Annotated in this window: 24 protein-coding genes and 1 pseudogene; 8 read left to right on the top strand and 17 right to left on the bottom strand. The window is 65.5% G+C overall.

The window, feature by feature from the left end:
* Nucleotides 1-35: 35 nt before the first annotated feature.
* Nucleotides 36-1154, top strand: a complete 1119-nt coding sequence (locus tag JJB74_RS30065) for an ankyrin repeat domain-containing protein (protein WP_200598248.1) — start codon at nucleotides 36-38, stop codon at nucleotides 1152-1154.
* A 70-nt stretch (nucleotides 1155-1224) separates the two neighbouring features.
* Here JJB74_RS30065 and JJB74_RS30060 read toward each other — a convergent pair whose 3' ends face one another.
* Nucleotides 1225-2472: a putative Na+/H+ antiporter gene (locus JJB74_RS30060; protein WP_200598247.1), complete on the bottom strand. Its 1248-nt coding sequence runs from the start codon at nucleotides 2470-2472 to the stop codon at nucleotides 1225-1227.
* 139 nt (nucleotides 2473-2611) lie between these two features.
* Here JJB74_RS30060 and JJB74_RS30055 point away from each other — a divergent pair, with 139 nt between their 5' ends.
* Nucleotides 2612-4108, top strand: a complete 1497-nt coding sequence (locus tag JJB74_RS30055; RefSeq protein ID WP_200598246.1) for an AMP nucleosidase — start codon at nucleotides 2612-2614, stop codon at nucleotides 4106-4108.
* A 49-nt stretch (nucleotides 4109-4157) separates the two neighbouring features.
* Here the strand turns inward: JJB74_RS30055 and JJB74_RS30050 are convergent, their stop codons facing one another.
* The 7 genes from JJB74_RS30050 to JJB74_RS33560 all read right to left on the bottom strand — a co-directional run bounded on the left by JJB74_RS30050 (nucleotide 4158) and on the right by JJB74_RS33560 (nucleotide 11002).
* Entirely contained in the window at nucleotides 4158-4391 is a 234-nt protein-coding gene (locus tag JJB74_RS30050) for a hypothetical protein (RefSeq protein WP_200598245.1), read from the bottom strand.
* Complete coding sequence (locus JJB74_RS30045) at nucleotides 4392-6779, bottom strand: hypothetical protein (protein WP_200598244.1); 2388 nt, start codon at nucleotides 6777-6779, stop codon at nucleotides 4392-4394.
* A 203-nt stretch (nucleotides 6780-6982) separates the two neighbouring features.
* The gene (locus tag JJB74_RS30040) at nucleotides 6983-8089 is read right to left on the bottom strand and encodes a YsnF/AvaK domain-containing protein (protein ID WP_200598243.1); all 1107 of its coding nucleotides are present in this window, start codon (nucleotides 8087-8089) and stop codon (nucleotides 6983-6985) included.
* Between the two features lie 35 nt (nucleotides 8090-8124).
* Complete coding sequence (locus JJB74_RS30035) at nucleotides 8125-8334, bottom strand: hypothetical protein (RefSeq protein WP_200598242.1); 210 nt, start codon at nucleotides 8332-8334, stop codon at nucleotides 8125-8127.
* 19 nt (nucleotides 8335-8353) lie between these two features.
* Complete coding sequence (locus tag JJB74_RS30030) at nucleotides 8354-8929, bottom strand: hypothetical protein (protein WP_200598241.1); 576 nt, start codon at nucleotides 8927-8929, stop codon at nucleotides 8354-8356.
* A gap of 131 nt (nucleotides 8930-9060) precedes the next feature.
* Complete coding sequence (locus tag JJB74_RS30025; protein ID WP_200598240.1) at nucleotides 9061-10194, bottom strand: hypothetical protein; 1134 nt, start codon at nucleotides 10192-10194, stop codon at nucleotides 9061-9063.
* A 124-nt stretch (nucleotides 10195-10318) separates the two neighbouring features.
* Nucleotides 10319-11002: a CAP domain-containing protein gene (locus JJB74_RS33560; RefSeq protein ID WP_234484982.1), complete on the bottom strand. Its 684-nt coding sequence runs from the start codon at nucleotides 11000-11002 to the stop codon at nucleotides 10319-10321.
* Between the two features lie 287 nt (nucleotides 11003-11289).
* Here JJB74_RS33560 and JJB74_RS30015 point away from each other — a divergent pair, with 287 nt between their 5' ends.
* Nucleotides 11290-11889, top strand: coding sequence for a uracil-DNA glycosylase family protein (locus tag JJB74_RS30015; RefSeq protein WP_200598239.1), 600 nt, complete (start codon nucleotides 11290-11292; stop codon nucleotides 11887-11889).
* Between the two features lie 101 nt (nucleotides 11890-11990).
* On the opposite strand, the gene JJB74_RS30010 is transcribed toward JJB74_RS30015, so the two are convergent.
* The 3 genes from JJB74_RS30010 to JJB74_RS30000 form a co-directional block, all read right to left on the bottom strand.
* On the bottom strand, nucleotides 11991-13508 hold the full coding sequence (locus JJB74_RS30010) for an SEL1-like repeat protein (RefSeq protein WP_200598238.1): 1518 nt from the start codon (nucleotides 13506-13508) through the stop codon (nucleotides 11991-11993).
* 343 nt (nucleotides 13509-13851) lie between these two features.
* Complete coding sequence (locus tag JJB74_RS34050) at nucleotides 13852-14451, bottom strand: 4'-phosphopantetheinyl transferase family protein (protein WP_200598237.1); 600 nt, start codon at nucleotides 14449-14451, stop codon at nucleotides 13852-13854.
* Nucleotides 14448-18512: a Pls/PosA family non-ribosomal peptide synthetase gene (locus JJB74_RS30000; RefSeq protein WP_200598236.1), complete on the bottom strand. Its 4065-nt coding sequence runs from the start codon at nucleotides 18510-18512 to the stop codon at nucleotides 14448-14450. Before JJB74_RS30000 ends, JJB74_RS34050 begins: the two co-directional genes overlap by 4 nt.
* Before the next feature lie 267 nt (nucleotides 18513-18779).
* On the opposite strand from JJB74_RS30000, the gene JJB74_RS29995 reads away from it, so the two are divergent.
* Both JJB74_RS29995 and JJB74_RS29990 read left to right on the top strand, forming a co-directional pair.
* Nucleotides 18780-19541 (top strand): SDR family NAD(P)-dependent oxidoreductase, encoded by a 762-nt coding sequence (locus tag JJB74_RS29995; RefSeq protein ID WP_200598235.1) that lies wholly within the window; start codon nucleotides 18780-18782, stop codon nucleotides 19539-19541.
* A gap of 11 nt (nucleotides 19542-19552) precedes the next feature.
* The gene (locus JJB74_RS29990; RefSeq protein ID WP_200598234.1) at nucleotides 19553-19897 is read left to right on the top strand and encodes a hypothetical protein; all 345 of its coding nucleotides are present in this window, start codon (nucleotides 19553-19555) and stop codon (nucleotides 19895-19897) included.
* 187 nt (nucleotides 19898-20084) lie between these two features.
* Here the strand turns inward: JJB74_RS29990 and JJB74_RS29985 are convergent, their stop codons facing one another.
* The gene (locus JJB74_RS29985) at nucleotides 20085-20960 is read right to left on the bottom strand and encodes a metal-dependent hydrolase (protein ID WP_234484981.1); all 876 of its coding nucleotides are present in this window, start codon (nucleotides 20958-20960) and stop codon (nucleotides 20085-20087) included.
* 141 nt (nucleotides 20961-21101) lie between these two features.
* On the bottom strand, nucleotides 21102-21989 hold the full coding sequence (locus JJB74_RS29980) for an MBL fold metallo-hydrolase (RefSeq protein WP_200598233.1): 888 nt from the start codon (nucleotides 21987-21989) through the stop codon (nucleotides 21102-21104).
* Nucleotides 21990-22200: 211 nt separating this feature from the next.
* On the opposite strand from JJB74_RS29980, the gene JJB74_RS29975 reads away from it, so the two are divergent.
* Both JJB74_RS29975 and JJB74_RS29970 read left to right on the top strand, forming a co-directional pair.
* The gene (locus JJB74_RS29975; protein ID WP_200598232.1) at nucleotides 22201-22953 is read left to right on the top strand and encodes a class I SAM-dependent methyltransferase; all 753 of its coding nucleotides are present in this window, start codon (nucleotides 22201-22203) and stop codon (nucleotides 22951-22953) included.
* A 90-nt stretch (nucleotides 22954-23043) separates the two neighbouring features.
* Entirely contained in the window at nucleotides 23044-24117 is a 1074-nt protein-coding gene (locus tag JJB74_RS29970; RefSeq protein WP_200598231.1) for a patatin-like phospholipase family protein, read from the top strand.
* Between the two features lie 21 nt (nucleotides 24118-24138).
* Here JJB74_RS29970 and JJB74_RS29965 read toward each other — a convergent pair whose 3' ends face one another.
* On the bottom strand, nucleotides 24139-24459 hold the full coding sequence (locus tag JJB74_RS29965; protein ID WP_200598230.1) for a hypothetical protein: 321 nt from the start codon (nucleotides 24457-24459) through the stop codon (nucleotides 24139-24141).
* Between the two features lie 106 nt (nucleotides 24460-24565).
* On the opposite strand from JJB74_RS29965, the gene JJB74_RS29960 reads away from it, so the two are divergent.
* Nucleotides 24566-25024 carry a CBS domain-containing protein gene (locus JJB74_RS29960; RefSeq protein WP_200598229.1) on the top strand — a complete coding sequence of 153 codons (459 nt, stop codon included), beginning with the start codon at nucleotides 24566-24568 and terminating at the stop codon, nucleotides 25022-25024.
* Here the strand turns inward: JJB74_RS29960 and JJB74_RS29955 are convergent.
* The 3 genes and pseudogenes from JJB74_RS29955 to JJB74_RS29945 form a co-directional block, all read right to left on the bottom strand.
* Nucleotides 25021-25674: a phosphoribosyltransferase gene (locus JJB74_RS29955; protein WP_200598228.1), complete on the bottom strand. Its 654-nt coding sequence runs from the start codon at nucleotides 25672-25674 to the stop codon at nucleotides 25021-25023. The two genes, JJB74_RS29960 and JJB74_RS29955, sit on opposite strands and share 4 nt — an antisense overlap.
* Nucleotides 25675-25830: 156 nt before the next feature.
* A complete protein-coding gene (locus tag JJB74_RS29950; protein ID WP_200598227.1) occupies nucleotides 25831-26745 on the bottom strand; it encodes a PfkB family carbohydrate kinase in 915 nt (304 codons plus the stop codon).
* A gap of 132 nt (nucleotides 26746-26877) precedes the next feature.
* A pseudogene (locus tag JJB74_RS29945) lies at nucleotides 26878-26999 on the bottom strand (IS5/IS1182 family transposase); the annotation flags it as partial.

The following is a 26999-nucleotide window of genomic DNA, read 5'->3' as shown; positions in this document are numbered from 1 at the left end:
CCGCGCCCACTCCCACGACGCGAAACGTACACCGCATGGCGCTGGAAGACGCTGTATGTAACGGTGACAACGTCCGCCTGCAAATGCTGATTACCAATGGGGCTGATGTGAACAGAGCAGGTGACGAAGGCGATACCGTGCTGATGCACGCTTCGGCACGAGGCGATGTTGAAGCGGTGCGAGCGCTGATCGTCGCGGGCGCCCACGTGAGCCAGGCCGCTCACAACGGCGACACCGCGCTGATGATCGCCGCGAAAAACAACCACACCGAGGTGCTGAATGTACTGATCCCGGCTTGCAGCGACATCGACCGGACCGACTGCGACAGCATGAATGCCTTGATGCGCGCTGCGACCAAGGGTGCTACCAGCGCGGTGCGAGCACTGCTGAACGGTGGCGCCAACCCGGCGCTTGTCAACCGCGATGGCGCATCGGCCTTGCAGATCGCCGAGCATCGCGGCCACGAGGAAACGGTGAAAGTCCTCCGCGAGACGCCGAGGATCCGAGCGGACGTGAATGCCGCAAGCAATGCCCGGGAAAGCGACTTAGGGTACGAAACACTCAGGGAAGAGGCCAAGCTTGCATTAATGCTGGTTGCCGAATGCGCAGACGTTGATAACTCTAACGTCGATGCTTTCGACGATGCGTGCACCGCGGCACTGATGCTCAGCGCCGCCCGTGGCGACGCCGCCATGGTTAAAGAGCTGCTGTTTTTCGGCACCAACACCGACCTGGTCGACGACCAGGGCCGCAGTGCCCTGGTGCGCGCGGCATGGTCTGGCAACGCAGAGGTCGTGCGCTTGCTGCTGGACCGCGGCGCCCGCGTGAGCCAGGCCGCTCACAACGGCGACACTGCGCTGATGATCGCCGCGGAAAACAACCACATCGAGGTGCTGAATGTACTGATCCCGGCTTGCAGCGACATCGACCGGACCGACTGCGACAGCATGAATGCCTTGATGCGCGCTGCGGCCGAAGGTGCTACCAGCGCGGTGCGAATACTGCTGGACGGTGGCGCCAACCCGGCGCTTGTCAACCGCGATGGCGAATCGGCTTTGCAGATCGCCGAGGATCGCGGCCACGAGGAAACGGTGAAAGTCCTCCGCGAGAAACTGGAAGCTCTCAAAAAGATCGTCTACTACCCGCATTACTGAGCAGCGCGGTGCTTGCGCCGCCTCTGTTGCGCATGGCAGAGGCTGCATTGGCAACGCCGCAGCCTGTCTGCTACATCAGCAGACACGCCGCCGCCACTGCCGTCGGCGCCAGCGCCCCGAGCAGCAAGCCCAGCGCGCCGATGCTCCCATCCGCAAACCCGCGCCGCAGCAGCGCCACGCCGGCCGGGTTCGGCGCGTTCGCGATCACCGTCAGCCCGCCGCCGGCGACCGCGCCGGACACCAGCAATATCCGCCCCGCGTCGGACAAACCCTCGATCAATGAGCCGAGATAAGTCAGCGCGGCGTTGTCGGTAATCGCGGTCAATGCCAGCGCGCCAAAGAACAGCGCCAGCGGCGGCAGCGACGAGATGATCGGCTGCAGCCACCATTGCTGCATGCCGCCCAGCACCACCAGTCCGGCCAGAAAGAAACCGACCAGCAAGGCTTCCTTCAAAATCAGCGGGCCCTGGTATTGCGCGTAAGCCTGGGTGAAGCCGAGGAAAAACAGGAAGATGCCGAGAAACAGCACCGGGTGATGCGCGAACACCACCACGCCGGCCAGGCACAGCAGGTGCACCAGCATGACTGCCGGCGGCGCCGATGCCCCCTCGGCCTCATCGGCCGGCGGCGTATGTGCCAGGTGCGCGCGCAGCAGCCAGGTCATCACGGTAGCGTTGATCAGCACTGCCAGCGCGGATTTCCAGCCAAAGGTTTGCAGCATGAACAGACTGCTCCACTGCCACTTCGATGCCACCATCAGCACCGGCGGCGCGGCGAAGGCCGACAGCGTGCCGCCGATGGAGATGTTGACAAACAGCACGCCGAGCGCGCCGTACTTCAGCCATTCCGGCATGCCGGGCCGGAACACCAGCGGCGCGAGCATCAGCGCGGCCAGGGTCATGGCAGCCGGTTCGGTGACGGCTGAACCAATCAGCGGCACGACCGCCAGGCACAGCCAGGTCTTCGCCAGCGCGTCCGGCAGCGGCAGCAGCCGCGCGCAGAACGCGATCAGCATGCGCACCACTTGCAGTACCGGCCTGGACGCCGCGACCACCATGATGACGAACACGAACAAGGGCTCGGTGTACTGGCGCGATTCGGCGTAATCGATGGCCGCGCGGCCGCCTTCGGACATGGCCATCACGCCGATCAGCACGAAGGCCCAGAAGCCGAACACCACTTCGATTTCGCCGAGCAGATGAAACAACCCGGCATGGCGGGCGCTGCGATGCGCAAGCTTTTCGAAGAGCTTGACCGAGAAGGTGTGCAGCAGTGCGATGCCGAACAAGACAGCGGCGATGATGTCGATACGATTCATGAGGCGTTCTCCATGCCGGGAACCGGGCATCTTAGCCGACCGCTACAATGCGCAGAACCATCATGCGCCTGAGCATGCTTCTTGCATAAACTGATTATGTATTCCCGCATTCCCGCATCCATCATGAACGGAGCCTTACATGCTGACCCCGCCATTCATCGCCACGCAACGTTATGACGATCCGGCTGCCGCGCTCGCGCAGGTCCAGGCGATCTATGACAGCAGCATCCGCCATCTGCGCGCCTGCCTGCAGCGCTTCATCCGCGGCGAAAACCTGGCCGAGCGGGTGCGCGCCTGCTATCCCTTCGTGCGCGTGCACACGGACACCAACGCGCCCATCGATTCGCGTCTGGCCTATGGCTTCGTCGCCGGACCCGGCACCTATGAAACCACGCTGACCCGGCCCGATTTGTTCGCCAACTATTACTTCAGGCAATTCGACCTGCTGCTGAAGAACCATGGCAGCGCGCGGGTGCAGCTCGAAGTCGGCACCAGCTCGCAGCCCATCCCGGTGCATTTTTCCTTCGCCGAGCACGACCACGTGGAAGCCGACATGCCGCCGGAGCGGCTGCACCGCATGCGCGATCTGTTCGACCTGCCGGATCTGTCGGCGATGGATGACGGCATCGCCAACGGCACCGTCGACATCGCGCCCGGCCGGCCGCAGCCGCTGTCGCTGTTCACCGCGCCGCGCGTGGATTATTCGCTGCAGCGGCTGCGCCATTACACCGGCACCGCCCCCGAACACCTGCAAAACTTCGTGCTGTTCACCAACTACCAGTTCTACATCGACGAGTTCATCAAGCTCGGCCAGGAAATCATGTGCCAGCCGATGAACGGTGCCGATGACTATGTCGCCTTTGTCGAGCCGGGCAACCTGGTGACACGCCGCGCCGGCCTGGAGGCGCAACCGGGTGACGAGCGCGGCGCGGCGCCGCCGCGCATGCCGCAGATGCCGGCCTATCACCTGGTGCGGGAAGACGGCAGCGGCATCACGATGATCAACATCGGCGTGGGACCGGCGAATGCAAAGACCATCACCGATCATGTCGCGGTGCTGCGTCCGCATGCGTGGCTGATGCTGGGTCATTGCGCGGGCCTGCGCAATACGCAGGCGCTGGGCGACTATGTGCTGGCCCATGGCTATGTGCGCGAGGACCATGTGCTCGATGAAGACTTGCCGCTGTGGGTGCCAATTCCGGCGCTGGCCGAGATACAGCTGGCGCTGGAAGCGGCGGTGGCCGAAGTCACGCGTCTGTCCGGCCACGACCTGAAGCGCATCATGCGCACCGGCACCGTGGCCTCCACCGACAACCGCAACTGGGAGCTGCTGCCGCACCGCACACCCGAGCGCCGCTTCAGCCAGAGCCGCGCGGTGGCGCTGGACATGGAAAGCGCCACCATTGCCGCCAACGGCTTCCGCTTCCGCGTGCCTTACGGCACGCTGCTGTGCGTATCGGACAAGCCTTTGCATGGCGAGATCAAGCTGCCCGGCATGGCCAACCAGTTCTACCGGCAGCGGGTGGACCAGCATCTGCGCATTGGCATACGCGCGGCCGAGCTGTTGCGTCAGGATGGGCAGGACCGGTTGCACAGCAGGAAGCTGAGGAGCTTTGCGGAGGTGGCGTTCCAATAGCACGGGATGGCGGCAACCGTGGCGCGCAATTGTCCAGGCGCTTGGCATCTCAGAAGATCACGCAGCCGCTGCTTCTGTCGCTGGTCTTCTGCCCGCGGTAGTGGCGCAAGCGCCTGATGTCGTCCAGCATGGCGCGGGCGTCCCGTTGCAAGGCATCGGGCAGCGCATCGCATTGCGCGCTGATGTCCTGCCACGCCCCTTCGTCGCCCCGGCCGGCGCGCGCATGCCAAGACGCCTGATTGCCCGCTTCCGCCGACGCCACCCGCACGCGGCGCACCGGCATTCAGATGAGAACGCAGGTACCGTCGCGGTCTTCCCGCCTGCGCACCGAATAGGAGGGCAGCTCGTCGATGTGGTCAAGCATCGTATGCACAGCCTGGCGCAGCGGATCGGGCAGCGCTTCGGCATCGCCGCGTATCTTCTGCTGCGGAGCTTCGCCATGTTCGAGCTGGCGCGGATGGAGATAGGCCGCCTGACACACCAGCTGCCAGGCCTGCTTTGCCTGCGGCGGCAAATCGAGCCTATTCAAACGGGCCATGACGCCTTCGAACATGCGCCGCGCATGGCCATCGCTGCGCCCCCCGAGGCACAGCGCCAGGCTTGCCAACAGGCGGGCTTGCGGCTGCGGTGGCAGCGTGGCGATCTGTTGCTCGAGTTGGGACAGTAACGCGGCGCAGGCCACAGCATGAGAGCTCGCAATGGTATCGACGTTCAATACTGTCTCCAGCAGATGATACTTCGCTGCATCCGGCAGTCCGGCGATCATGCGCATGGTTGCGTCCAGCCATGACTGCGCGCTGCGGTTGCCCGGGATGGCTTCCATGCAGAGTTCGATGAGGACCGGCAGCAATCGTGCCCGCGCGTGGACGTTTAGCGCTTCGGCCATCTGCAACAGACTGTCGGCCACGCCCGATTGATGCTCGGGCTTCCAGTGTTTGACGATGCGGGTGATGCGCGCCAGCAGTTCGGCGCGCAGCGTCTCCGGGATCGTACGGGCGTGCTGCAGTACCCGGTGCAGGAGGCGACAGCCATTATCGGAGGGCGCGATTCCCTCCAGGCTCATGCCCATCAGTTCAACCCAGGCAGCGGGCGTCATGATGCCCGGCCTGGCAAGCAGGGTCTCGGCGTCGCCCAGGGCGCTGTCGTCGTCGGGTTCGCGCCGGCGGCTGTCCAGCCTATTGCTGCCGATGCGGATGAACAGGCGCCACGTCGCAACCTCGTCGTGACCATCCGGCGCTGTCTCGTCCTGCTCCAGCAGGGCGGCGAGCGCCTCCTGCGGCGACTGGGCACGATTTCGCTCAGCACGCGTGAACAGAGCCCGGGCCATCCAGTCGCAGGCAAGGCCATAGGTCACGCCATGCGCGAGCTTGTTGGCTGCGCATAGCGCCGCGTAGCCTTGCTGCCATTTGCAGGCGTTGCCGCCCCATCCGTACATGGTCCGCATCGCTTCGCGCAGCGTGCGCTCCAGTACGGACTGCGGCAAGCGCGAAGAGGGCAGCGCGACCAGGTGGGCAATGAGCTGGATGCCGATGCGATCGATGACCTCTTCCAACGCGGCGGCGCTTGCCGCCGGATCGCTGCAATGCTCGCACAACGTGGCGTAGCCCTTTACCAGGCAGACCGCATCGCGCAGCAGCCGCAGCTTGTCATCCTCAGGCAGCGCCGCGCATGCGTCGAGCATGGGCTCCAGCTCATGCATGTGCGCAATGACGCGGTCGGCTGCTTCTGGGCTGACGTCGCAATGGCGAAGCGCATCGAGCAGCGCGGCCAGGATGCGGACGCGATGATAAGCCGGCCATGCGGCGCTCGCCTCGAACATGGAGGCGAGCGCCTTCTCGCGCCGCTGCTGCGGCAGAAACCTCAGGTGGCTGATGATGACATCCAGCGTTGTCGCCAGCGCCGCAATCGGCAACGCGTGCGCATGCAACAGGATTGCATCGCACGCTGCTTGCAGGTGTTCGGCGGACAAGGCTTCTTCGCCCTGTTGCGCGGCATGATCGAAGCGATGCGCAAACAACCCGCTCTCGATGCGCCAGCCGGCGACACGGCAGGCGATGGTGAAAGCCCGTCTTTCTTCATCCGGCAGGCAGCCGTCCATCTGCTTCATCTGCAGCAGCAGCGTCGTCTTCGCGCCTGCTTCGGGGCCCTGCTGCCGAACCGGCCGCTCCAGTGCGCTCAGCAAGCTCCACAGCAGATCGCCCTGTTCCCGCGCGGGCAGCGTCTGCACCGCTTGCAGGAACTGCTGCAGCATGTGCAGCGGCCAATCCGGGTAGTGGTTCAGCAGCAAGCCATGTCGATGCGGGAGGATCTGGTCCAGCCATGCACAGAGCAAGGCATGCCTGGCGTCGACAGGCATGGGCTCCTGCATCGAGGCGGCCAGGTGCAGCATGTACTGAAAACGCGTTCCGGCCTGGAATCGCGAGGATTCCCGCTGCAAGGCGCCGCGTTCGGGCCACACGCCCAGCCATGTGCGCTGCGGCCGGGTGGCGAAATACATGCTCTTGTTGACCAGCGCAAGGCTCAGCAGGCTTGCGCGCTCGCCGAGCGCAATCGAGCGAACCACGATGGGCAGGATATCGAGGGGCAGGTCGCCGAAACTGCCGACGTAGCGGTGATCGTCGGGCAGCGCCGGCGTAGTCGGGGCGGAAAAGGGATAGGGAAAGGGGGACATGAGCGGGATCTGATCAACGCAGCCTGTTCGGACGGAAAGGAGAAAGGACCCGCTTTGTTACTGTCGGCGTGCCCGCGTTCCTTTCTGCGCACAGTTTTCCAGCGCTGAAACGGCGCCCAAAACCGCGTAATCACGGCGCGCTTACCTGCAAGCCCGTCCCCGTCGGGCATGCCGCGCTCCATGCCGATGCGGTGCGCCGATGCTCAATCCGGCCCCATCATCCTTTCCCAGCCATAGCGCACCGCCGAGCCGGTGTCTTCCCATGGCTTGTCCGGATGGCGCGCCTGCCAGTCGGCCCTGGCTTCCTGCTCGATGTCGTCCCAGGAACGGCCGCGATGGCGCCCGGCGCCGGCCAGTTCTGCGCCGTAGCGGTAGGCCGGCGCATAGCGCTCATACTCGCCGCGATGGGCAAAGTTGTCGGCGTGGTGCACCCGGTACGCGGCATCGTGCGTATCGACCGCATTGGCCGCATTCGTCGCATTGCCCACATCGACCCCGCCCACGCGCTCCACGTCGACCACGGTCTGGCGCACCGTGCCGCCGACCTGCTGACTGCGTTCGGCCGCGGTCTTGCCAACGGCGACTTCCTCGACCACCCGCGCCGTCTTGTTCACCACTGGCTGCTCGGCAGCTTCCTTGACCACGATGGTCTCGTTGCGGAAGTCGGCGCGGTTCGGGTCGTAAGCGGTCGATGGCGGCAAGTCAGCCGCGGCCGGGCTCACCGGCCGCGATGCGGATGTCGTCACTGTCGAGCTTGCCGCGGTCGCAGGCGCGCTTGCCGATGCGACCGGCGCGGCTTCCTGCACTTGCACCGCTTCCCAGTGGCGTTCGAAATATTCCGCATCCTCGCGATTGCGCGGCACGAAGCCGAGCAGGATGGCGCCGCCGCGGATGCCGGCCTCGGCATGCCTGGCGCGCTCGGCCGGTATGCCCCAGCCCAGCAGCGCGCCGAGCAGGCCACCGGTGGCGCCGCCGGCGCCGGCGCCCAGCAACGCGGCGGCGACCGGTCCGGCCACAACCAGGCCCACGCCAGGCAAGGCCAGCGTGGTGCCGACCGCGGCCACCGCGGCAATGATCGCGCCCAGCGTGCCGCCGATGGCTGCGCCTATGCCGGCGCCTTCGGCAGCCTTGTTGCCAAGCGGTGTATCCGGGGCGTCGTCGCCGAAATGGCGCTTGCGGGTGTCGTCGGACATCATCACATTGATGTCCTTCTCGTCATAGCCGCGCGCGGCCAGTTCGGCCCAGGCGCGCTCGGCGCTGGGACGGTCGGGGAAGATGCCGGTGATCATCGGCATGGAATAAGCGGACATGTTCGCTCCTCGTATGGTGAAAAGCGCTGGCAGCCTCAGCGTGATTTGCGCTTCTTGCGCGCGGGCGGCGGAAATAGCGCATCGGTCCAGTATTTGGTTGCGGCCTTCGCTCCACGGGTGGTCGCGGCGGCAGCCTGGCGCTTCGCTTGCCCGCTGGCGCGGCCGCGCGCGGCGCCGGCCATGGCGTTGGCGCCGGACAGCCACATGGAAAGGAAGGGATTCTTCTTGCCCCAGGGATTCTTCATCGCTGGCTCCGCCGCTGAGTCAGCCCTGGCGGTTGCGCTGGGCGATATGGCCCAAGGCCACCGCCAGCGCGGCGCCGCCAAGCGCCTTGAACAGTTGCGGGTTCTGCGCGTAGTAGCGGCTCATCTGCTGGACCACGCCCGGATTTTCGCGCTCGGCATGGTTGGCGATTTCCTGCACCTGCTGCGGATCAAGCTGTTGCGCCTGCTGCGGCGAGATCTGTGGCGCAGCCGCGCCGCCATTGCCAAGCAGACCGCCGAGCAGGCCGCCCAGGCCGCCGCCGCCGGCATTGCTTCCGCCTAACAGCGAGCCAATCACCGCCGGGCCGACCGCGCCGATCAATTGGTTCAGCATGCCGGCGCGCTGATTCGGATCGGCCCCGCCGAACATCTGGCCGACCATGTTGCCAAATGGCGGCGTCTGCTCGGAGCGAAAGGCGCCGTCGATGCCGTGCTGCAGCGTTTCGACATCGGCGCCTTGCGCGACATGGTCGAAGTCCTGCTCGACCTGTTGCGACTCGACCTGCTGCGGCGCGGCCTGCGCCTGCGGATCGCTGTATTGCTCGAGAATGCGGGAAAAATCGGCACCCAGACCCATGACGTCCTCCTTGTCCTTTTGGCAGCGTTAGGACTCGTCAGACGAAGCGTGAACGACATAGGTTCCGCCGAAAGGGCGCGGGTTGGCGTTGGCGCAAGCCGGTCTGGCCTGAAGGCATGGACAGGGATACGTCAGAGGATCGTGCATCCCCATCCCGCGTCCGGCAGGCGGTACTTGCGCGCGTACGGTGCCTCATCGATGGCTTGCAGCATCGATATCACCTGCCGACGCAGGGATTCGGGCAGTACCCTGGCCTCCCGCACGATGGCGCTTCGATGCTGCTGATTGCGCTGCATGCCCATATCGTGGTGCCATGCCGCTGCGCGGTACAGGAGCTTCCAGGCGGTTTTGTTTGCTTGCGGCAGATCGAGCGCGTCCGCCTGGGTCAGCAATGCGCTCAGCATGCGCCCTCCAGGCTCGCCATCGATTTGCCCTATGCAGAGTGCCAGTTGCAGCAGCAGATGCGCCTGCGGCTGCGCCGACAGCGTCGTGGCCTGGCCCCACAGCGCCTCGACCACCGCGATGTAGGTTTTCATGTCGGCGCAGTCTTTCGCCACGTGCATCAATGCCTCCTCGATGGCATGCATGGCCAGAGGCTCGGGCAAGCGGGCAAGCAGGGCCGTGGTCTTGCGCAGCCACTCGCCGGCTTCGCCATTCTGCGCATGGGCCTTCATGCAAAGCGAAAGCAGTGGAAGGAACAGGTCGCATCGTTCACGGCTGGGCAGATCCTTCGCCACCGGCAATACGTACAGCATGACGCCCGACTGCTGGCCAGGTTGCGCGAACCGGCTGGTTTCCACGATGCGGCGCAGCAGCCTGGCGCGCGGTGCCGGTGCGATCGCGGCCGCATGCGACAGCGCGTCGCGAACGGCCGCATGCAGCCTTGCGCTATGGCCGAGCTGTTCGACGGTCGTGGCCATTATTTCGACCCAGGCTTCATGCGTCATGGTGTTCTGCCGCTTCAGCAGCTCCGCTACATGGTCGAGCGCAAGCGCTTCGCTGGACTGATAGCGCGGCAAGGTGTTCGAGTTGGATTGATTGGCCATGACACGAATGAACAGGCGCCATGTCGCGACTTCGTTATCGGAACCGATGCATTCGTTCTTCGTCTCCAGCAGCGCCAGGCTGAGCAGGCTGGTGCGTTCGCATTGCGGGATCGAACGCACCACGATTTTCGCCACATCGGTGGGCAGCCCGCCAAAGGCGTCGACGAAGCGACAGTCGTCTGACCGTGCGGGCTGGTACGTGGCCAGGAACGGTTGCATGGCGGACCTTTCTCAAAGTAGACAGGCCGCTTTCGTAACACCCGGCAATTCCCCGCTGCACACTCGCACATTCGTACGCGGCCGGATTGCGTCCGCTCGCATCCCGGCCACACAAGGTCCCGCCTCAGCGCGGCCGCGCCAGGTCCATGGTCCAGTAGGTCGGATAGTTGGAAGTGTTGCTGGAGACGCAGGACACGCCGACATCGACGAGCTGCGGATTCATCAGGTTGGCGCAATGCCCCGGGCTGTTCAACCAGCCGTCGACCACGCTTTGTACCGAGGTCTGGCCGGCGGCGATGTTTTCGCCATAGGCGCTCCAGGCATAGCCGGCGCCGGTGATGCGCTGGCCGGGGTCGCTGCCGTTCAGGCCGGTATGCGAAAAGTAATTGTTGGCTGCCATGTCGGTCGAATGCGCGGCGGCGGCATTGAACAGCACGGCGTTCCAGGACAGGGCCGGCGCCGGACCATACCAGGTCGTGCCACAGGTACGGCCGCTGGCGCGGGCGGCATTGATGCGATTCATCATGTCCTGCAGGAAGTTGGGCAGGCTGCAGGTCTGCGCGGCGCTGAGCTGGGCGCTAGTGCTCGTCGTCGTGGGACTGCTGGCAGAAGTCGTGGTGCTTGTGGTGGTCGTGGTTGGAGCGGTCGTGGTCGTCGTCGTAGTGGTAGTGGTCGGTGCCGTGCTGGTCGTGGTCGTCGTGGCGCCGCTGCTCCAGGGATGGTTGAGGTAGCGGTGATCCTGCCGTGCGTGGGCGGAAGAGCAGATCAGCACGGCGCAGGCCGCGGCCAAGGGGAGAAGGGATTTCAATGTGACTCCGTTTCGCATGAATTGTTGTTGAGGGCGGCGCCTTGCGGCAATGCCGCGCGGATAGACGTCGCTTCTGGCATGCGGTTCGGCTGCAACCGACGAACGGTTCGAGGTCCCCGGGTCGTATGGCTGCAAGCAAGGCTGCTTCGGCGCGCAGGCATCGCCAGCAGGAAAGAATGCTGCATGGATAGCCTTGCCCGCATGCCGGCATTGCATCGCGCAAGGCTTGCTCTTGATCGACGAACGGTAGGCGCCATCTGGGATATTCCCCGCCCCACTTCCTCGCCATGTCAGATTCGTCCGTCATTCACCTTGCCGCATTGCTGTCCGAAATACGCGCCTGCACCGCTTGCGCCGCGCATCTGCCGCTGGGCCCGCGCCCGGTGCTGCAGGCGGAGTCGAGCGCGCGTGTCCTGATCGTCGGCCAGGCGCCCGGACTGAAGGTGCATCGCAGCGGCATACCGTGGGATGACGCCAGCGGCGAGCGGCTGCGCGCCTGGATGGGGGTGGGCAGGGAGGTGTTCTACGATGCGTCGCGCATTGCGATCGTGCCGATGGGGTATTGCTATCCGGGGCGCGGCGCTTCCGGCGATTTGCCGCCACGGCCGGAATGCGCGGCGTTATGGCTGGACCGCATCCTGGCGCAATTGCCCGACATACGGCTGACGCTGTTGATCGGCCAGTATGCGCAGCGCTACTTTCTTGGAGCAACGCGCAAGCCCACGCTCACCGATACCGTCGCTGCCTGGCGCGACTACGGCCCGGCGCGCCTGCCCTTGCCGCATCCGTCGCCGCGCAATCGCGGCTGGTTCGCGCGGCATCCGTGGTTCGATGCGGAAGTGCTGCCGGAGTTGCGCGGCGCGGTCGCGGCAGCGCTGCGGAAGTGACGCTATTGGCGCGGCCGCGTGAAGCCGACGCTGCTGATGTCATCGTCAGCGCTTTGGCGTACCGACCAAAGCATGCCGGCCATGGTTTGCCGCTCAGACCTTCACTGCTTCGACAGTCCTGACAGGCACAGCTGCATTTCCAGGACGCGGCGCTGCGTGTCTTCGGAATCGCTGTCATGCAGCTTGATGTCGGCGCGGATCAGGCTTTGCTCCAGCAGCGACGCCAGCTTCGGCTCGTAGCCCTTCCAGCCATCGGTCTTCCATGATCGCTGTTCCTGCAGCAGCGCGGCGATGCGCAGATTGTTTTCGCACTCGGCTTCTATCAGTTCGAGTTCGGCATTGCCGGCCGCGCCTGGCAGCATCGACGGAATCACGCTCAGCTCGGTCACGGTGGTATTGCCGCGCAAGGTTTGCGCCAGCGCGCGGATTCCCGGCTTCGTGATGGGATTGTTGTCCAGGTTCAGCGCGGTCAGGGTCGGGTAGCGGTCCAGCATCGCGGCAAGCTTTGCCGCGCCTTCGTTGCCGATCAGGTTGTTGCCGAGATCAAGGGGTCCGATCCCGGCATTGGCCGGCAAGCACGTCAGCATGCCGGCCAGCAGCGTGTCGTCGATGCCGCGATTGCGCAAGCTCAGCGTGCCCACATCGGGTTTGCCCCACCCGGCCGCGCGGATCATCCATTCGGCGCTCTTCCGACCATCCTGCTTCACATGCGTGCCTGCGCCATACATCCTGCCCAAGGTACGCTGCGCCTCGACGACGCCCTGTTGCGCCGCCTGGTTGAAATACTCGAATGCCTGCTTGAGATCTTTCGCAACGCCGATGCCTTCGCTATGGAAGTGCCCCAACAAGCACTGTGCCCCCGCATGCCTCTGTTTAACCGCCTTGTCAAGCCAAGCGATCGCCAGTTCGACGCTCTTCACCATGCCCTCGCCCTCGAAATGCATCAAGGCCATCCAGAACTGGGCTTCGGCATCACCCTGCTTTGCCGCCTTGTTGATCCAGGCAAACCCCTTCGTCCAGTCCTTCTCCACGCCGGCACCCTCGCAGTAATGCATTCCCAGCAGGTACTGCGACTTGGCGTCGCCCCGCTGTGCGGCCTTGCTGAACCAGGCGCATGCCTGGACCGGGTCGCGTGCCACGCCTCTGCCGGCTGCATACATCAAGCCTAATTCGCGCTGCGCATCGGGATTGCCTCCCTGCTCGGCCTTGCTGAACCAGTAAAAGGCCATGCCCAAATCCCGGTGCGTTCCTTCGCCTCGCATGTGCATCACGGCCAGGTTGTACTGTGCGAGCGCATGGCCCTGCTGCGCCGCTTTACCTAACCAGAAAAACGCCAGGTCAAAGCTTTGCGCCACGCCACAGCCATGGAGGTACCTCCACCCCAATTCGTTCTGCGACTCGGCATCGCCACGCCTGGCAAATACCCGGCACTCGCTCACATCCTCGTTTTCCTCCACGGCCTGGTCCGATGGCGGGACCGTCCGCAGGAACGGCCCGGACGCGAGTACAACCTTTGCATTGCCGTACCCGGGCTGCGCCGCCGTGGTCAGCGGCATGGCGGCCTGCTGCTGGCTGCGCACGTCGGGCACGACGTGGTTGCCCTGCGGTTGTGGTTGCAAATTTCCTGGCGCAGGAGTCGCGACTGGGCGCGCATAGTCGGAGCTTGTTCTCATGAGATCGATACCGAATAAGGATGGCGCTTGCCTGCGCGATGCGTTCGCCGCTTGCGCCATCGGTGAGTGATCGTCCAGCCCGGTGCATCGAACCGTCATGGGACCACGGACACAACATGCGCAATACCCATGGCCGCTTGCAGGGATGAATTGGAATGGACAACGGAACCCGCGCCTGCAAGGCGGCGTCGGGACGGGGTGGGTAACGACGCGGCGATCGCTGCTCAAGGCAACGAACAAGTGTTCATCTTCGAGCCGGACAACAGCGTGGCGGCGATGTCAGGAAGGGTCAGTACGTCCGGCGCCAGGCCAGGGTGGCAACGACGCCGGGGGCGGGCATGAAGGACTGGGCGCCGCAGCGCTCGAGCAGGCGCTCCAGCGTCGGTGTCCATTCGGTCAGCGCCAGACCCAGGCATTTCAGGCGTGCTTCCATGCGGGTCCAGGCAGCAGCGAAGATTTGCGCGCGCTCCTGCCGCGCGCTCGCGGCGATGTGGCGGCATGCGGCCGCGCCCAGGTAGTCGCTCGCGACTTCGCGCCAGTCGGGCAAGTCTTCCAGGCGCATGACGTCGATGCCGCTCGCGCCATGCGCATTGAGCGCCACCAGGCTGATGCCGGCATCATGGCTGACCGAGATGCCGGGTAACGCGCCCGGCACATCGAGCCGCAGCGCTTGGCCGGGGATGGAAACCAGCGGCACGGCTTCGGGCGCGCAGCCGAGGTAATCGGCGAGGAGTACGCATAGCGCATCGCGCACTGCTGCGCGCGCGGCGTCGCGCTGGGTGGTCTGCGGCGTAGCGAATTGCAGCAGCACCGGCGCATCGCCCTTGATGAGCGCGGCCAGCGCCGCGGCCCGGTCGCGCGGCCAGTGATGGACGATAACTTCGCTCACGCCTGCGCCGGTGCGGCCGGCAGGCCGGTCCAGGCGGTGGCAGGGGGAATGAATTCGCCCTTCATCACGAGCGTCAACGCGCCGAGCTGCGCGCCGTCGCCGACTTCGGCGCCGTACAGCACGCAGCCGCGCGGACCGATCGAGACCCGGCTGCCGATGCGCACGGTGTCGATCTTCATCACGCGGTCTTCGAACAGGTGGGTTTGCGGGCAGCACAGCGCATTCAGTTCGCTGTGGTCGCCGATTTCCACGCAATCGAATTCGGTCATGTCGACCGTGTCGAGATACACGCCGCGGCCGATTTTCGCGCCGAGCAGGTTGAATGCCTTGGGCAGCATCGGCGTGCCGCGCAGGTAGCGCATGAAGTTCGGCACGGCCACGCCTTCGTACAAGTTGGTGACCGCTTCCGAGACCCAGACGAAAGGCGTCCACATCGGCACGCTGTGCTTGCGGTAGCGGCCAATGAAGAGCCACTTCAACATCGCCACGAACAGCAGGCTGCCCAGGCCGTAGCACAGACCGGCCGCGGCCAGCAGCAATACGACTTCGGTCCAGCGGCCGGCGCCGGCCAGAGGCATCAGGTTCAGCACCAGGGTGTAGCCGACCGAGATCACGATGGCGTGCGGCGACACGACGCGGAAGGCCTCTACCAGGCCGCGCGCGAGACGACGGCGCTTGCCCGGTCGGAAGGTCAGGTTCTCGGGAAAGCAGCTGGCCACCGCTTCGCGCGCCGGCAGGTGGATCGGCGGCGAACCGAGCCAGGTTTGGCCGCTCTTCAACTCGGCATTGGCCGGCGGCGTCGAATGCACGCCGATCAGCACGCCTTCGGGCAGCACGGTGCCGTCCGGCACATAGGAACCGTTGCCGACGAAGCTGCGGCGCGCGATGACCGTGGGCTTCAGGGTCATCCAGCCGCCGTCGATCTTTTCATCGCCGAGCATCACCGCGTCGGCGATGAAGGTTTCGTCGCCCAGGGTCAGCATGTCCGGCACCAGGCCGAGCGCCGACGAGATTTCGGCATCGCGGCCGACCTTCGCGCCCAGCAGGCGATACCAGAACGGCGCATACACGGTGGCATACACGCCGTGCAGCACGTGCAGGCTGGTTTCCTGGATCTGGTTCACCAGCCACTTGCGGCAGTAGAGCAGGCTGTGCACCGGCGTGCTGCCGGGTTTCAGGCGCGGCAGCACGGTCCAGCGCACCAGCGCCGACAGCAGCACTGTGCACAGGATCATCAGCGCGGTGGCCGGGAAGGCGAGCAAGAAGTACTTGGCGAGCTGGAAAGCGATGCTGCTGCTCTGCAGCCACGGGAAGCGGTCGGCATTGTCGATGGTGTCGATCAGCAGAAAGCTCGGGAACACCGGCAGGAAAAACAGCGCGGTGATGGCGAGGCCGCCGACCAGGAAGAACAGGTTTTCCAGTGTGGCGCGCGCCTTCGTCAACTTCGGCCGCGGTGGATTCGATGCGACATCCCAGGCGCCGATGTCGCGCGCCGGCGAGCCGGTGTAGTGGCGCAGCGCCGGCACGGTCTGCCCTTCGGCAAGCGCCGACTGGCCGTCGAGATGGCCGTGGCTGCCGATGCTGCTGCCGCTTTCGAGCACCGCGTACGAGCCGATGCAGGCGTTGTCGCCGATGGCAATGCCGCCCAGGCGCAGTTCGCCATGCTCGACACGGGCATTTTCCAGGTTCACCGCATTGCCGATCGAAGCGCCGTCGCCGATGGCCAGCAAATCCGGCGCGCGCACCGTGATCGAGCCGATGACCACATCGCGGCCGATTTTCGCGCCGAGCGCGCGCAGCCACCAGGCATACAACGAGGAGCCGGCCAGGAGATAGGTCGGCGCGGCATCGACCATGCGGTCGGCCAGCCACCAGCGGAAATAGGTCATGCCCCACAGCGGATAGCGGCCGGATTCCAGGCGGCCGGCCACCAGCCATTTGCCGGCGATGGCAATGGCGAATTCCAGCACGGTGGCCACCAGGAAGGCGCCCAGCGACATGCCCAGCGCGCGCCAGTTCGAGTCGCCCGGGTCGCCGGTGTAGAAGTGATAGGTGAAGAAGGGCGCCAGCCATTGCGCCATGCGCAGCGCGATCATGATCGGCAGCGCGATGGCCTGGGCCGCGCCGCAGGCCCAGCGTTTCGCAGCCATCGGCGTCGCCCAGTCGGTGTCGACCTTCGCCGCGCCGCGCACGGCGCCGCCGGCAATCAGCGCCTCGGCAATGCGGCCAACGGTGCGGTTCTGGTAGATGTCGCGCACCGTCACCTGCGCAAAGCGGCCATCGGCGCGCAGCGCCGAAGCCAGGCGCGCGGCGTACAGCGAATGGCCGCCGAGGTCGGAGAAAAAGTCGGCGTCGCGCCGGATCGCCTGGCCCGGGAAGAGCTTGGCCAGCGCGGCGAAGAGCGCGCCTTCAGCGTCGTTGGCCGGCGTATCCGATGGCGCCGCGTCGTTCGCTGCGGGAGCAGCCAGCGGTCTGGCCTTCAGGTCCTTGCGGTCAATCTTGCCCGAGGTCAGGCGCGGCATCTCGGCCAGGAATTCGAAGCGCGCCGGCACCATGTAGGGCGGCAGCAGCGCGGCCAGCGCATTGCGCAGGGCGGCGCCTTCGAGCTGCGCGCCGGATTCCGCCACGACAAAGGCGATCAGCTGGTCCATGCCCTCCTCGGCGCGCAGCACCACTGCCGCCGCGCCGACGCCGGCCTGGCGCGCGAGCACCGCTTCGATTTCGCCGAGCTCGACGCGAAAGCCGCGGATCTTGACCTGGTCGTCGCTGCGCCCGAGGCAGCGCACTTCGCCATCCGCTTCGATACAGGCCAGATCGCCGGTGCGGTACAGGCGGGCGTCGGCCGCGCCGGTGGACCAGGGATTGGGCAGGAATTTTTCCGCTGTGAGTTCGGGCCGGCCGAGATAGCCGGCGGCCACGCCCGGCCCGGTGATGCACAGTTCGCCGACTTCGCCGCGCGGCAGCAGCACTAGGCCGTCTTCCATCGACGGCTTGATGATCAGGAGGCCGTAATTCGGCAGCGGCGTGCCGATGGTGACCGGCTTGCCGGGCACGAGCTGCGCCAGGCTGGCCGAGACCGTGGCTTCGGTCGGGCCATAGGTGTTGAACATGCGCCGTCCCGGGCGCGCGAAACGCGACACCAGCGCTTCCGGGCACATTTCGCCGCCGAGATTGATGATGCGCAGGCTGGGCACGTCCGTGGCGAACAGCGACAGCAGCGTCGGCACCGCGTGCAGCACCGTGATGCCGTTGTCGGCCAGCGCGCGCGGCAGCGCTTCGGGGTCGCCGGTCAGCTCCTTCGGCGCGATCCACAGCGTGGCGCCGACCAGGTAGCTGATCCAGATTTCTTCAAAGGACATGTCGAAGGCCACCGAAAAGCCCTGGTAGACCCGGTCCGCGGCAGTCACGCCGAGCACGGCGTTCTCGCTGCGCAGGAAATGGCAGATGCTGCCCTGGCTGATTTCGATGCCCTTCGGCTTGCCGGTCGAGCCGGAGGTGTAGATCACATAGGCCGGATGCGAGGGCAGCACGCCGGTGCGGCGGTGTTCGGCCGGCGCATGCTCGGCGGCGATGGCTTCCAGGGTCCAAGTCGCGCCGACTTCGCGTCCGGTCAGCAGCGCCGCATGCGCGTCGCAGGTGAGCAGGCCGACCGACTGCGCATCGGAAAGACAGACTTCGATGCGTTCGGCCGGGGTGTCGGCATCGAAGGGCAGCCAGGCCGCGCCGGCCTTGGCGATGCCGAGCTGCATCACCAGCAGCGCAATGCCGCGCGGCAGCCACAGGCCGACGATATGCCCCGGCTGCACGCCGTCGGCGATCAGACACGAAGCGACGCGGTTCGCCCGGGCGTTCAGCTCCCGGTAGCTGATCGCTTCGGTGCCGCATATCAGCGCAATCTTTTCCGGATGCGCGATGGCAGTGGCCTCGAACAAATCGGCCAGCACTTCATTGCGCAACAGCTCCGGCTGAACAGGGCCGGCAAGCAGGTCGGGATGGCCCAGCGAAACGTCGAGCTGCGACGATGAGGTCGCGGGAACTTCGGGAAGCAGGATGTCGGACATGCGGCGGGAAATCGATACGGGTCGGCGGTACGGGTCGGATGACAGAGCGACAATTGCCAAAGTTGCAGCAATGCAGCATTTTTTCGGGAAGACTGCAATGTAACGTCCATGTCGGGATTCGGCTGACACGAAGCAAGTGTTTACGCAAAAAAATCCGAACTCCGCCACAAATTCCGCGTCCATATGGCCAAAGCGACAAGCCCACTGCAGGCTGGACATGGCTTGCCTTGTTTTTCTGAAAACCGTTTCAAGAAAGGGAAAGCAGCAATGGCTCGATTTGAAGGCAAGGTCGTCATCGTTACCGGCGCGGGTTCCGGCATCGGCGCGGCCACCGCGAAACGTTTCGCCGCCGATGGCGCTTCGGTGGTGCTGGCCGGGCGCACCCGCGACAAGCTCGAGCGCACGGCGCTCGACATCCCCAAGGGCAGGAGCCTGGTGCGTCCGACCGATGTGTCGAAGCTGGAGGAGGTACAGGGGCTGGTGGCCGACACGCTCGCGCGCTTCGGCCGGCTCGATGTGCTGATCAACAATGCCGGCGTCGCGCCCGAAGGGAAGATCACCGAGGCCAGCGTGGAAGACTGGCGCGATGTGATGGGCACCGACCTCGATGGCGTGTTCTTCTGCTGTCGCGCGGCCATGCCCGAGCTGATCAAGACCAAAGGGTGCGTGGTGAATGTCTCTTCGGTGTCGGGCCTGGGCGGCGACTGGGCGCTGTCCTTCTACAACGCCGCCAAGGGCGCGGTCACCAATTTCACCCGCGCGCTGGCGATGGACCATGCGCGCGACGGCGTGCGCGTGAACGCGGTTTGCCCGAGCCTGACGCGCACCGACCTCACCACCGACATGTATGAGGATGCGGAACTGATGAAGAAATTTGCCGAGCGCATCCCGCTGGGACGCGGCGCGGAGCCGGAAGACATCGCCGACGTGATCGCCTTCCTTGCCAGCCACGACGCGCGCTTCGTGACCGGCGTGAACCTGCCGGTGGATGGCGGCCTGACCGCTTCCAACGGCCAACCGCCGATGTAAAGGAGATGAGCATGGAAACGATGGAAAGCACGATGGCCCACGCGCAGCGCTTTGCCTATCCGGAAGGCGCGAAGGTGTATGGCATGGTGGTGGACGGCCATACGTCCGGCGCGCTGGTGCGGCTTGGCCTGGACGCCCTGGCCAGAACCGATGCCGACCTGCTGGTGTTCCTGTGCCCGACGCCGGATGACATCCGCGATCGCGTCGACTGGAGCGAGATCGAAAGCCGCATCCGCTTTGCCGGCGGCAAGCGCTCGGCGTATGACGTGCAGATGGTGGGCTCCGGCATCGAGCTGATGGAAGCCTCGCTGCGCATGCGGGTGATGCGGTTGCCGGATGACTACGTCTTCATTTGAGGACGCGTAGGTTGGGCTGACAAGCCCAACATCCAGCGTCTGCGGGCCGCGATTACGTGTTCATTTGAGGACGCGTAGGTTGGGCTGACAAGCCCAACATCCGGCGTCTGCGGACCGCGAACATGTTGGGTTTCCTGCGTCAACCCAACCTACGAAAATTTATCCAAGCGGGTTTGCGCCCGACTCCTCAAAACTCCACCATCTCCCCCGGCTGCAGCGCGATCACCGCGGTCGAGCTGTTGCCGAGCGCGGCCTTGAACTCTTCCGGCGTGCCCTTCAGCAGCGGCGTGGTGCCGTAGTGAATGGGGATTACATACTTCGGATGCAGCAGCTCGCGCGTGGCAAAGGCAGCGTCCTTCGGTCCCATCACGTAATGGCCACCGATCGGCATCAGGATCAGATCAGGCTTGTAGTAATCGGCGATCCACTTCATGTCGCCGAAGACGCCGGTGTCGCCCATGTGATAAATGCGGAAGTTGCCCAGATCGACGATATAGCCGATCGGCTCGCCGCCGACATGCACCTCGTTCTTGCCGCTTTCCGGGTTCTTGTAGACCAGCTCGGAGCTGTGCTCCGCATGCACCGCGGTGACGGTGATGCCAGGACCCACCGGCATGACCGCGCCGCTCTTGTTGAAGCCGATCGCCTGCGACGCCGGCAGGATGCCCAGCGTCGTCACCGACGTGATCAGCCCGGCAGGGCCGTACAGTGGCGCATTGTTGAGCTTGGACAGCGCCGGCGCATCGCCGAAATGGTCGCCATGCCCGTGCGTGACCAGTATCGCGTCGACCTTGCCGAGAGCTTCGAGACGCTTGTAGGCTTCGGGCGTTTTCGGATTCGTGGTCAGCCATGGGTCGATCACGATGACCTTGCCGTTCGGCGCGGTGATCTTCGTGGTCGCCTGTCCCAGCCATTGCACCCGCACCTTGCCGGCGGCGGCCGGCGCGCTGGCAGCGGCCATGGGGGCTGCTGCGGGGGCGGAAGCCTGCGGCGTGGCGCAGGCAGCGATGAACATGCTGATGCCTGCCGCGCACACGAGCGGCAGCGAATTCTTCAGGGCCATGTCGTTCCTTTGCTTGTTATTGAAAGTGGTTGGAAAGCGGCGTCCCCGCGCAGCCGCGCAGGGCGGTGTCATCGCGCGGCGTCGCGCGATGCGGCGTCAGTGTAACGGCAGTTGGCTGGTCCCTGCTTGAGCGCCCCGGGCTCAGCCCGCATGCGTTTGCAAGCCGCCGATGCGCGATGCCGCGCTCGTGTGCAGCGAGCGTCCGGTGACGCGCTCGAATTCCACCGGATCATGCGCGCAGAACAGTTCCACCTCGCCGCCATGCGCATGGCGCAGTCGCCGCAGCCGTTCCTGGTTACCCAGGCGCGCCCGGCGGTCCTTCTCCAGCATGAACTGGTACAGGCGCAGCCCCGGCGTGCAGTACGGATGCGTGGCATGCATTTCGCGGTGATAGAAGTAGGCGTCGCCGGCCTGCAGCAGCCAGCGATCGGGCGTCTGGATCGCGATGCCGGCGTGGCCGAAGGTATGGCCCGGCAGCGGCACGAACAGGATCTCCGGCGGCAGGCCCGGAATGTCGCGCACGCACTGGAAGCCATACCAGGCATCGCCGCCGCTGGCCGCATGCACCTGCCAGCGCTTGCGGCTGCTCCACTGCTGCGGCCGGAAGCGCTGGCGGTCCATCCAGGTCTTCTGCTGCAGCGCATAGTCGCGCTCCTGCTCGAGCATGTGCACGGTGGCGTTTGGAAAGTCATCGAGGCCGCCGGCATGGTCGAAGTCGAGATGGGTCAGCAGGATGTGACGCACATCGGCGGCGCGAAAGCCGAGCCGCTCGATCTGGCGCACCGCGGTCATCTCCTCGCGGAAATCCGGCGACAGCAGCAGCAGGAAGAACTCGGACAGGCGGCTGTGCGGATCGGCTACGTCACGCAGTCCGAAGCCGGTATCGACCAGCACCAGGCCCTGCTCGGTTTCGATCAGCAGGCAATGGCAGCACAGTTCGCCGCGCTTCAGAATTCCGGGCGTTCGGCCATCCATCAGCCTGCCGCCGAGCGGACAGGAGGAAATGCAGTTCAGATGATGCATGCGCATCGCGGCTCTCCTTTGCGGGTGGGATGAAGCGGTTGACCGGGCAGGCGCGGCTTGGTTCTGGATGAGCCGGGATGGCGGCGCCGCAGCGCCGATTCGCGCAAGCGGGCGCAGCGCGGATGGCTCGCTGGCAATGACTGGCAATGTGCGGCAATGAGCAGCGCGCCGACCTGCGTTACTCAGCCGAGGCCGCCCATCACAACGCTGACCACACATGACACCCAGCCCCTGCCCCATCTGCGCCAGCCCGAGCACAGCGCTCGACGTCGTCGATTTCAACTACAACCTGACTTACCAGCAGCGCACCGGAAAGCGCCTGGAGCTCGCCGGCGTTCCGGTCTACTACTACATGTGCGCAACCTGCGATTTCACATTCAGCCCGCAATTCCAGTCATGGAGCGACGCGGATTTTCTCGAGAAGGTTTACAACGCGCATTACCTGGAACTCGATCCTGACTATGTCGAAGCCAGGCCGTCCGCCAATGCCGCTTTGCTGATGTCGGTCCTTGCGCCATGCAAGGCGCAGATCCGGCATCTCGATTACGGCGGCGGCAATGGCAGGCTTGCGGCGCTGCTGCGGGACGACGGATGGGATTCGCTTTCCCATGATCCGTTTCCGGCGAGCGACACGCGGCTTGATGCGCTCGGCAAGTTCAACCTGATCACGGCCTTCGAAGTCTTCGAGCATGTGCCGGATCCGAATGCGCTGATGGCGACGCTTGCACACCTTCTGGATGCGCGCGGCGTCGTGCTCTTCAGCACCGCGACCTCGGACGGTTATTTGCGCAGGGATGAGCGCATCGACTGGTGGTATTGCTCGCCGCGCGTGGGCCACATCAGCCTGTATGCCAAGAAAAGCCTGGCGCTGCTGGGTGAAAGGCACGGGTTCATGCTGGCCAGCTTCAACGATGACTGGCATTGCTATGCCAGGCAGGCGCCGGACTGGTTTCATCACCTCGCCGGATAAGGGCGCTTGGCAAGACTGGGTTGCTCCAGCGCAGTCGGACCGGCTCTCGACCGTGCTAGCTTGCGGGCATTCCTTCACAACTGCACAACCATGAGCCAACAACCCATACCCATCGATCTCGCGCTGCAGGGCGGCGGCGCGCACGGCGCCTTTACCTGGGGCGTCCTGGACCGGCTGCTCGAAGACGAGCGCATCATTCCCGACGGCATCAGCGGCACCAGCGCCGGCGCGATGAACGCGGTGGTGCTGGCGCATGGCTTTGCAAGCGGCGGACGCGACGGCGCGCGCGCGGCGCTGCGCGACTTCTGGCAGTCGCTAAGCAATCTGGCCCGCTTCAGCCCGCTGCAGCGCACGCCGCTGGACCGCGCCCTCGGCAAATGGACGATGGACAATTCGCCGGGCTACCAGTTGTTCGGCATCGCCAGCAGCCTGGTGTCGCCGTATCAATTCAATCCCTTCGACATCAATCCGCTGCGCGAACTGGTCGCGGCCAAGGTGGACTTCGAGCGGGTGCGCGCGTGCCGTGAGCTGCATCTGTTCGTCTCGGCCACCAATGTGCGCACCGGCCGGGCCCGCACCTTCCGGCGCCATGAGATCAGCCTGGATGTGGTGATGGCGTCGGCCTGCCTGCCGCAGATCTTTCGCGCGGTGGAAATCGATGGCGATCCGTATTGGGACGGCGGCTACATGGGCAATCCGGCGCTGTTTCCGCTGATCGATGACACCGCGGCCGACGACATCATGATCGTGCAGATCAATCCCACCGAACGCGAGGAATTGCCGCGCACCGCCGCCGACATCCAGAACCGCCTGAATGAAATCACCTTCAACGCCAGCCTGGTGAAGGAGGTTGCGACGCTGCGGCTGCTGAAGCGACTGGTGCACGATGGCAGCGCGGCCGAGCGGCGCTATGCGCGCATGTGCCTGCATCACATCAGTGCCGAACAGGAACTGCGCTCGCTGGATATTTCGAGCAAGTTCAACGTGGAATGGGATTTCCTGGAGTATCTGCACGGCGTCGGCCGCGCCGCGATGGATGGATGGCTGGCGCGGCATGCGCATTGTCTGGGCCGGGAAAGCACGCTCAAGCCTTCGCATCTGCTGTGCCGGCAGGCCGGGTTCGATGTCGAGCCCGGCCTGCGCGAGTCGCATGATGAAGGCTGATCTTGCGGCGCGAGCAGCCCGCTACACCATGCCGAGGATGCGGCCGAGCTCGGCGATATAGCTGCTGTCGCGCAGCACTTCGTTCTCGACCGCGGCGGTCATGCGGCCGAACGAGGAACGGGCGGTTTCCATGTGCGCGTCGCGCGCTTCGGCGTCCGCCGCCGCATGTTCATTGAGAGCATTGCGCAGCACGTGCAATTCCGCGCGCATGCGCTCCACATCGGCCTCTGGCGGCGCCTTGGACAGTTCTTGCTCGAGGTCAAAGACCAGGCGGTTGATTCGCTCAAGACTCCATTGCGCGTTGGTGGAAGGCTCATTGGCGCCGGGGGATTCCATGGTCATCGAAGCTCCTGGTTGGTTGGGGGATGGCCTGAAGGCCCGGTCCATTATAGGGCAGCGTCTGGCAGGGCTTTCCAGCGTAGGCGTTTGCCGAAAGGAGATCATCAACATGCCCATCAGTGAATGCTCCAACAGCAAGGTCGTAAGCTGCAATGCCGACGCCGCGCTGCCCGAGGTGGCGGCGCTGATGCGCAGGCATCATGTCGGCGATGTGGTGGTGATCGAGGAGCGCGACGGCCGGCGCGTGCCGCTGGGCATCGTCACCGACCGCGACATCGTCCTTGAAACCATGGCGCTGGATCTGGACGCCAAGCTCTTCACCGCCGGCGACATCGTGATGGGCCCGGCGGTAACAGTGGGGCTCGACGCCGGCTTCGTCGAAACCCTGCGGCTGATGCGCCAGCACGGCATTCGGCGCCTGCCGGTGGTGGATGCGTCAGGCGCGCTGGCCGGCATCGTCACCGGTGACGACATCGTCCGGCTGCTGTCGCTGGAACTGTCGCTGCTGACCGGCGCAATCGCCAGCGAGCAGCGCCAGGAACGCCGGCTGCGCAAGTCCATGCCTTAGGGTTGCGCGCCCGCCTGCGCAGCCAGGATGTCCTCGACTTGCGCATCGTCGACCTGATCGAAACGGGCATAGAACTGGCCGACCGCGGAAAAGTCCTCGGGCGCTTCCAGGCATACCACCTCGTCAGCCAGCCCCTCCACTCTGGCCAAACTGTCGGGAGCGGCCACTGGCACCGCGCACACCAGCCGGGCCGGATGATGCGCGCGTACGGCATGCAACGCGGCGGTCATGGTCGCGCCGGTGGCCAGGCCATCATCGACGACGATGACGATGCGCCCGGCCGGATCGATTGCATGCCGCAACGGCGTGTAGCGCTTCCGGCGCTCCTGCAGCAGCGCCATCTGCCGGCGCTTTTCACTGTCGATCCAGGCCGCATTGGCGCCGGCCGCCTGCGCATGCGGCGATATCCAGGTCCAGCCGCTTTCCGCCACCGCGCCGACCGCGTATTCCGGGCTGAACGGTGCGCTGAGCTTGCGCACCAGCACCACGTCCATGTCACCGCCCAGCGCCTCGGCGATTGCCTGCGCCATCGGCACCGCGCCGCGCGGTATCGCCAGGATCAGCGGCCGCTGTCCGCGGTAAGGCGCAAGCCGTTGCGCCAGCGCCAGCGCGGCCGCATGGCGGTCGGGGAAGATTCTTGAGTGCGACATAAGCGCCTCGTGCGCATTGCGAAGAACAGGAATGCCAGCCTAAGGGCAAAGAACGCTTGCGCTCCTGTGCCGCGTCAAGCTGCCGTCCCGGCCACTGGGGCATGCAGGTCACGATCCGCGCCGAGCGCAAATCCGAAACCGGGAAAGCAGGAACGGCTATCCGTTGGCCAAAAATCCGTCCACTTCCACGCGCGTCGGAATGCCGGCGCGGCCACCCTTGACCGCGCATTTCATGGCCGCCACCGCGCTGGAAAAGCGCATCGCCGCCTCGACCGACTGGCCTTCGCCGATCGCCAGCGCATAGGCGCCATGAAATACATCGCCGGCGCCGGTGGTGTCGACGACGGCCACCGTGTAAGCCGGCAGATGGTGTTCACCATGTTCATCGAGCCACAGCACGCCCTGCGTGCCGCGGGTGACCGCCGCGACCCGGCAGCCTTGAGCTCGCACGGCGGCGAGCGCGGCGAGACGGTCGGCGTCGCTGGCGATGGGCCGGCCGGCGAAGGAAGCCAGGCCCGGCTCGGAAAAGATCGCATGGTCCGTCAGCGGCAGCAGCGTGGCGAAGACTTCCGGGGCGGCGATCTCGCCGTCGAGCACGGTGGGCACGCCTGCCGCGCGCGCGGCCCGGTAAGCCGGCGCCACGCCCTCGGGCCAGCGCACATCGCCGTGCACCGCGTGGCAGCCGGCGGCGCGCTCGGCCGGGAGCCAGGCAGCGTCGGTCGGCATGCTTTCATCCCGGTAATTGACGATGGTGCGCTCGCCGTCGCGGCCGACGAAGATCGCCGAGACCGAGGAACGGTGGCCGGCATACAGGCGGAACTGCGCGACATCCACGCCCCAGCCGGCAAGCTCGTCGCGCATCGTGCGCCCGGCGCTGTCATCGCCATTGCGGCCCCAGTAGGCCACGCGGCCGCCGAGTCGCGCTGCCGCCACCGCGGCATTGGCGGCCATGCCGCCGCCGAGCTCCAGGTAATCGTGCGCGCGGAACTTGCCGCCGCCGGTGGGCAGGCTGTCCACCAGCCAGACCCGGTCGAGCGTGGAAATGCCCACGCAGAGGATGTCGCATTGCATGCCGGTTTCCTTTCGCAGTGTGTCCTGATGATTGCGCACGCGTGTGGGCAAGCGCAAGTTCGCCGCTGCCGCAAAAGCCTGCGGCGCACTTGACCTGGAACAAGGCGTGCCGCAAGCGGGCCGGCTTAGAGCCTATTCCAGTAGGCCAATTGCACGCCAGGTAATAACAGCGCACGCCAAATGAAGAAACGCAAGATAGGTTTTCGCCAGCTTTTCCCAACGAATCAGAACGCGGCGGAATCGGTTCATCCAGC

Source organism: Noviherbaspirillum pedocola (assembly GCF_016632335.1).
GTDB lineage: Bacteria > Pseudomonadota > Gammaproteobacteria > Burkholderiales > Burkholderiaceae_D > Noviherbaspirillum_A > Noviherbaspirillum_A pedocola.
This window is presented reverse-complemented; position numbering and strand designations above follow the sequence as displayed.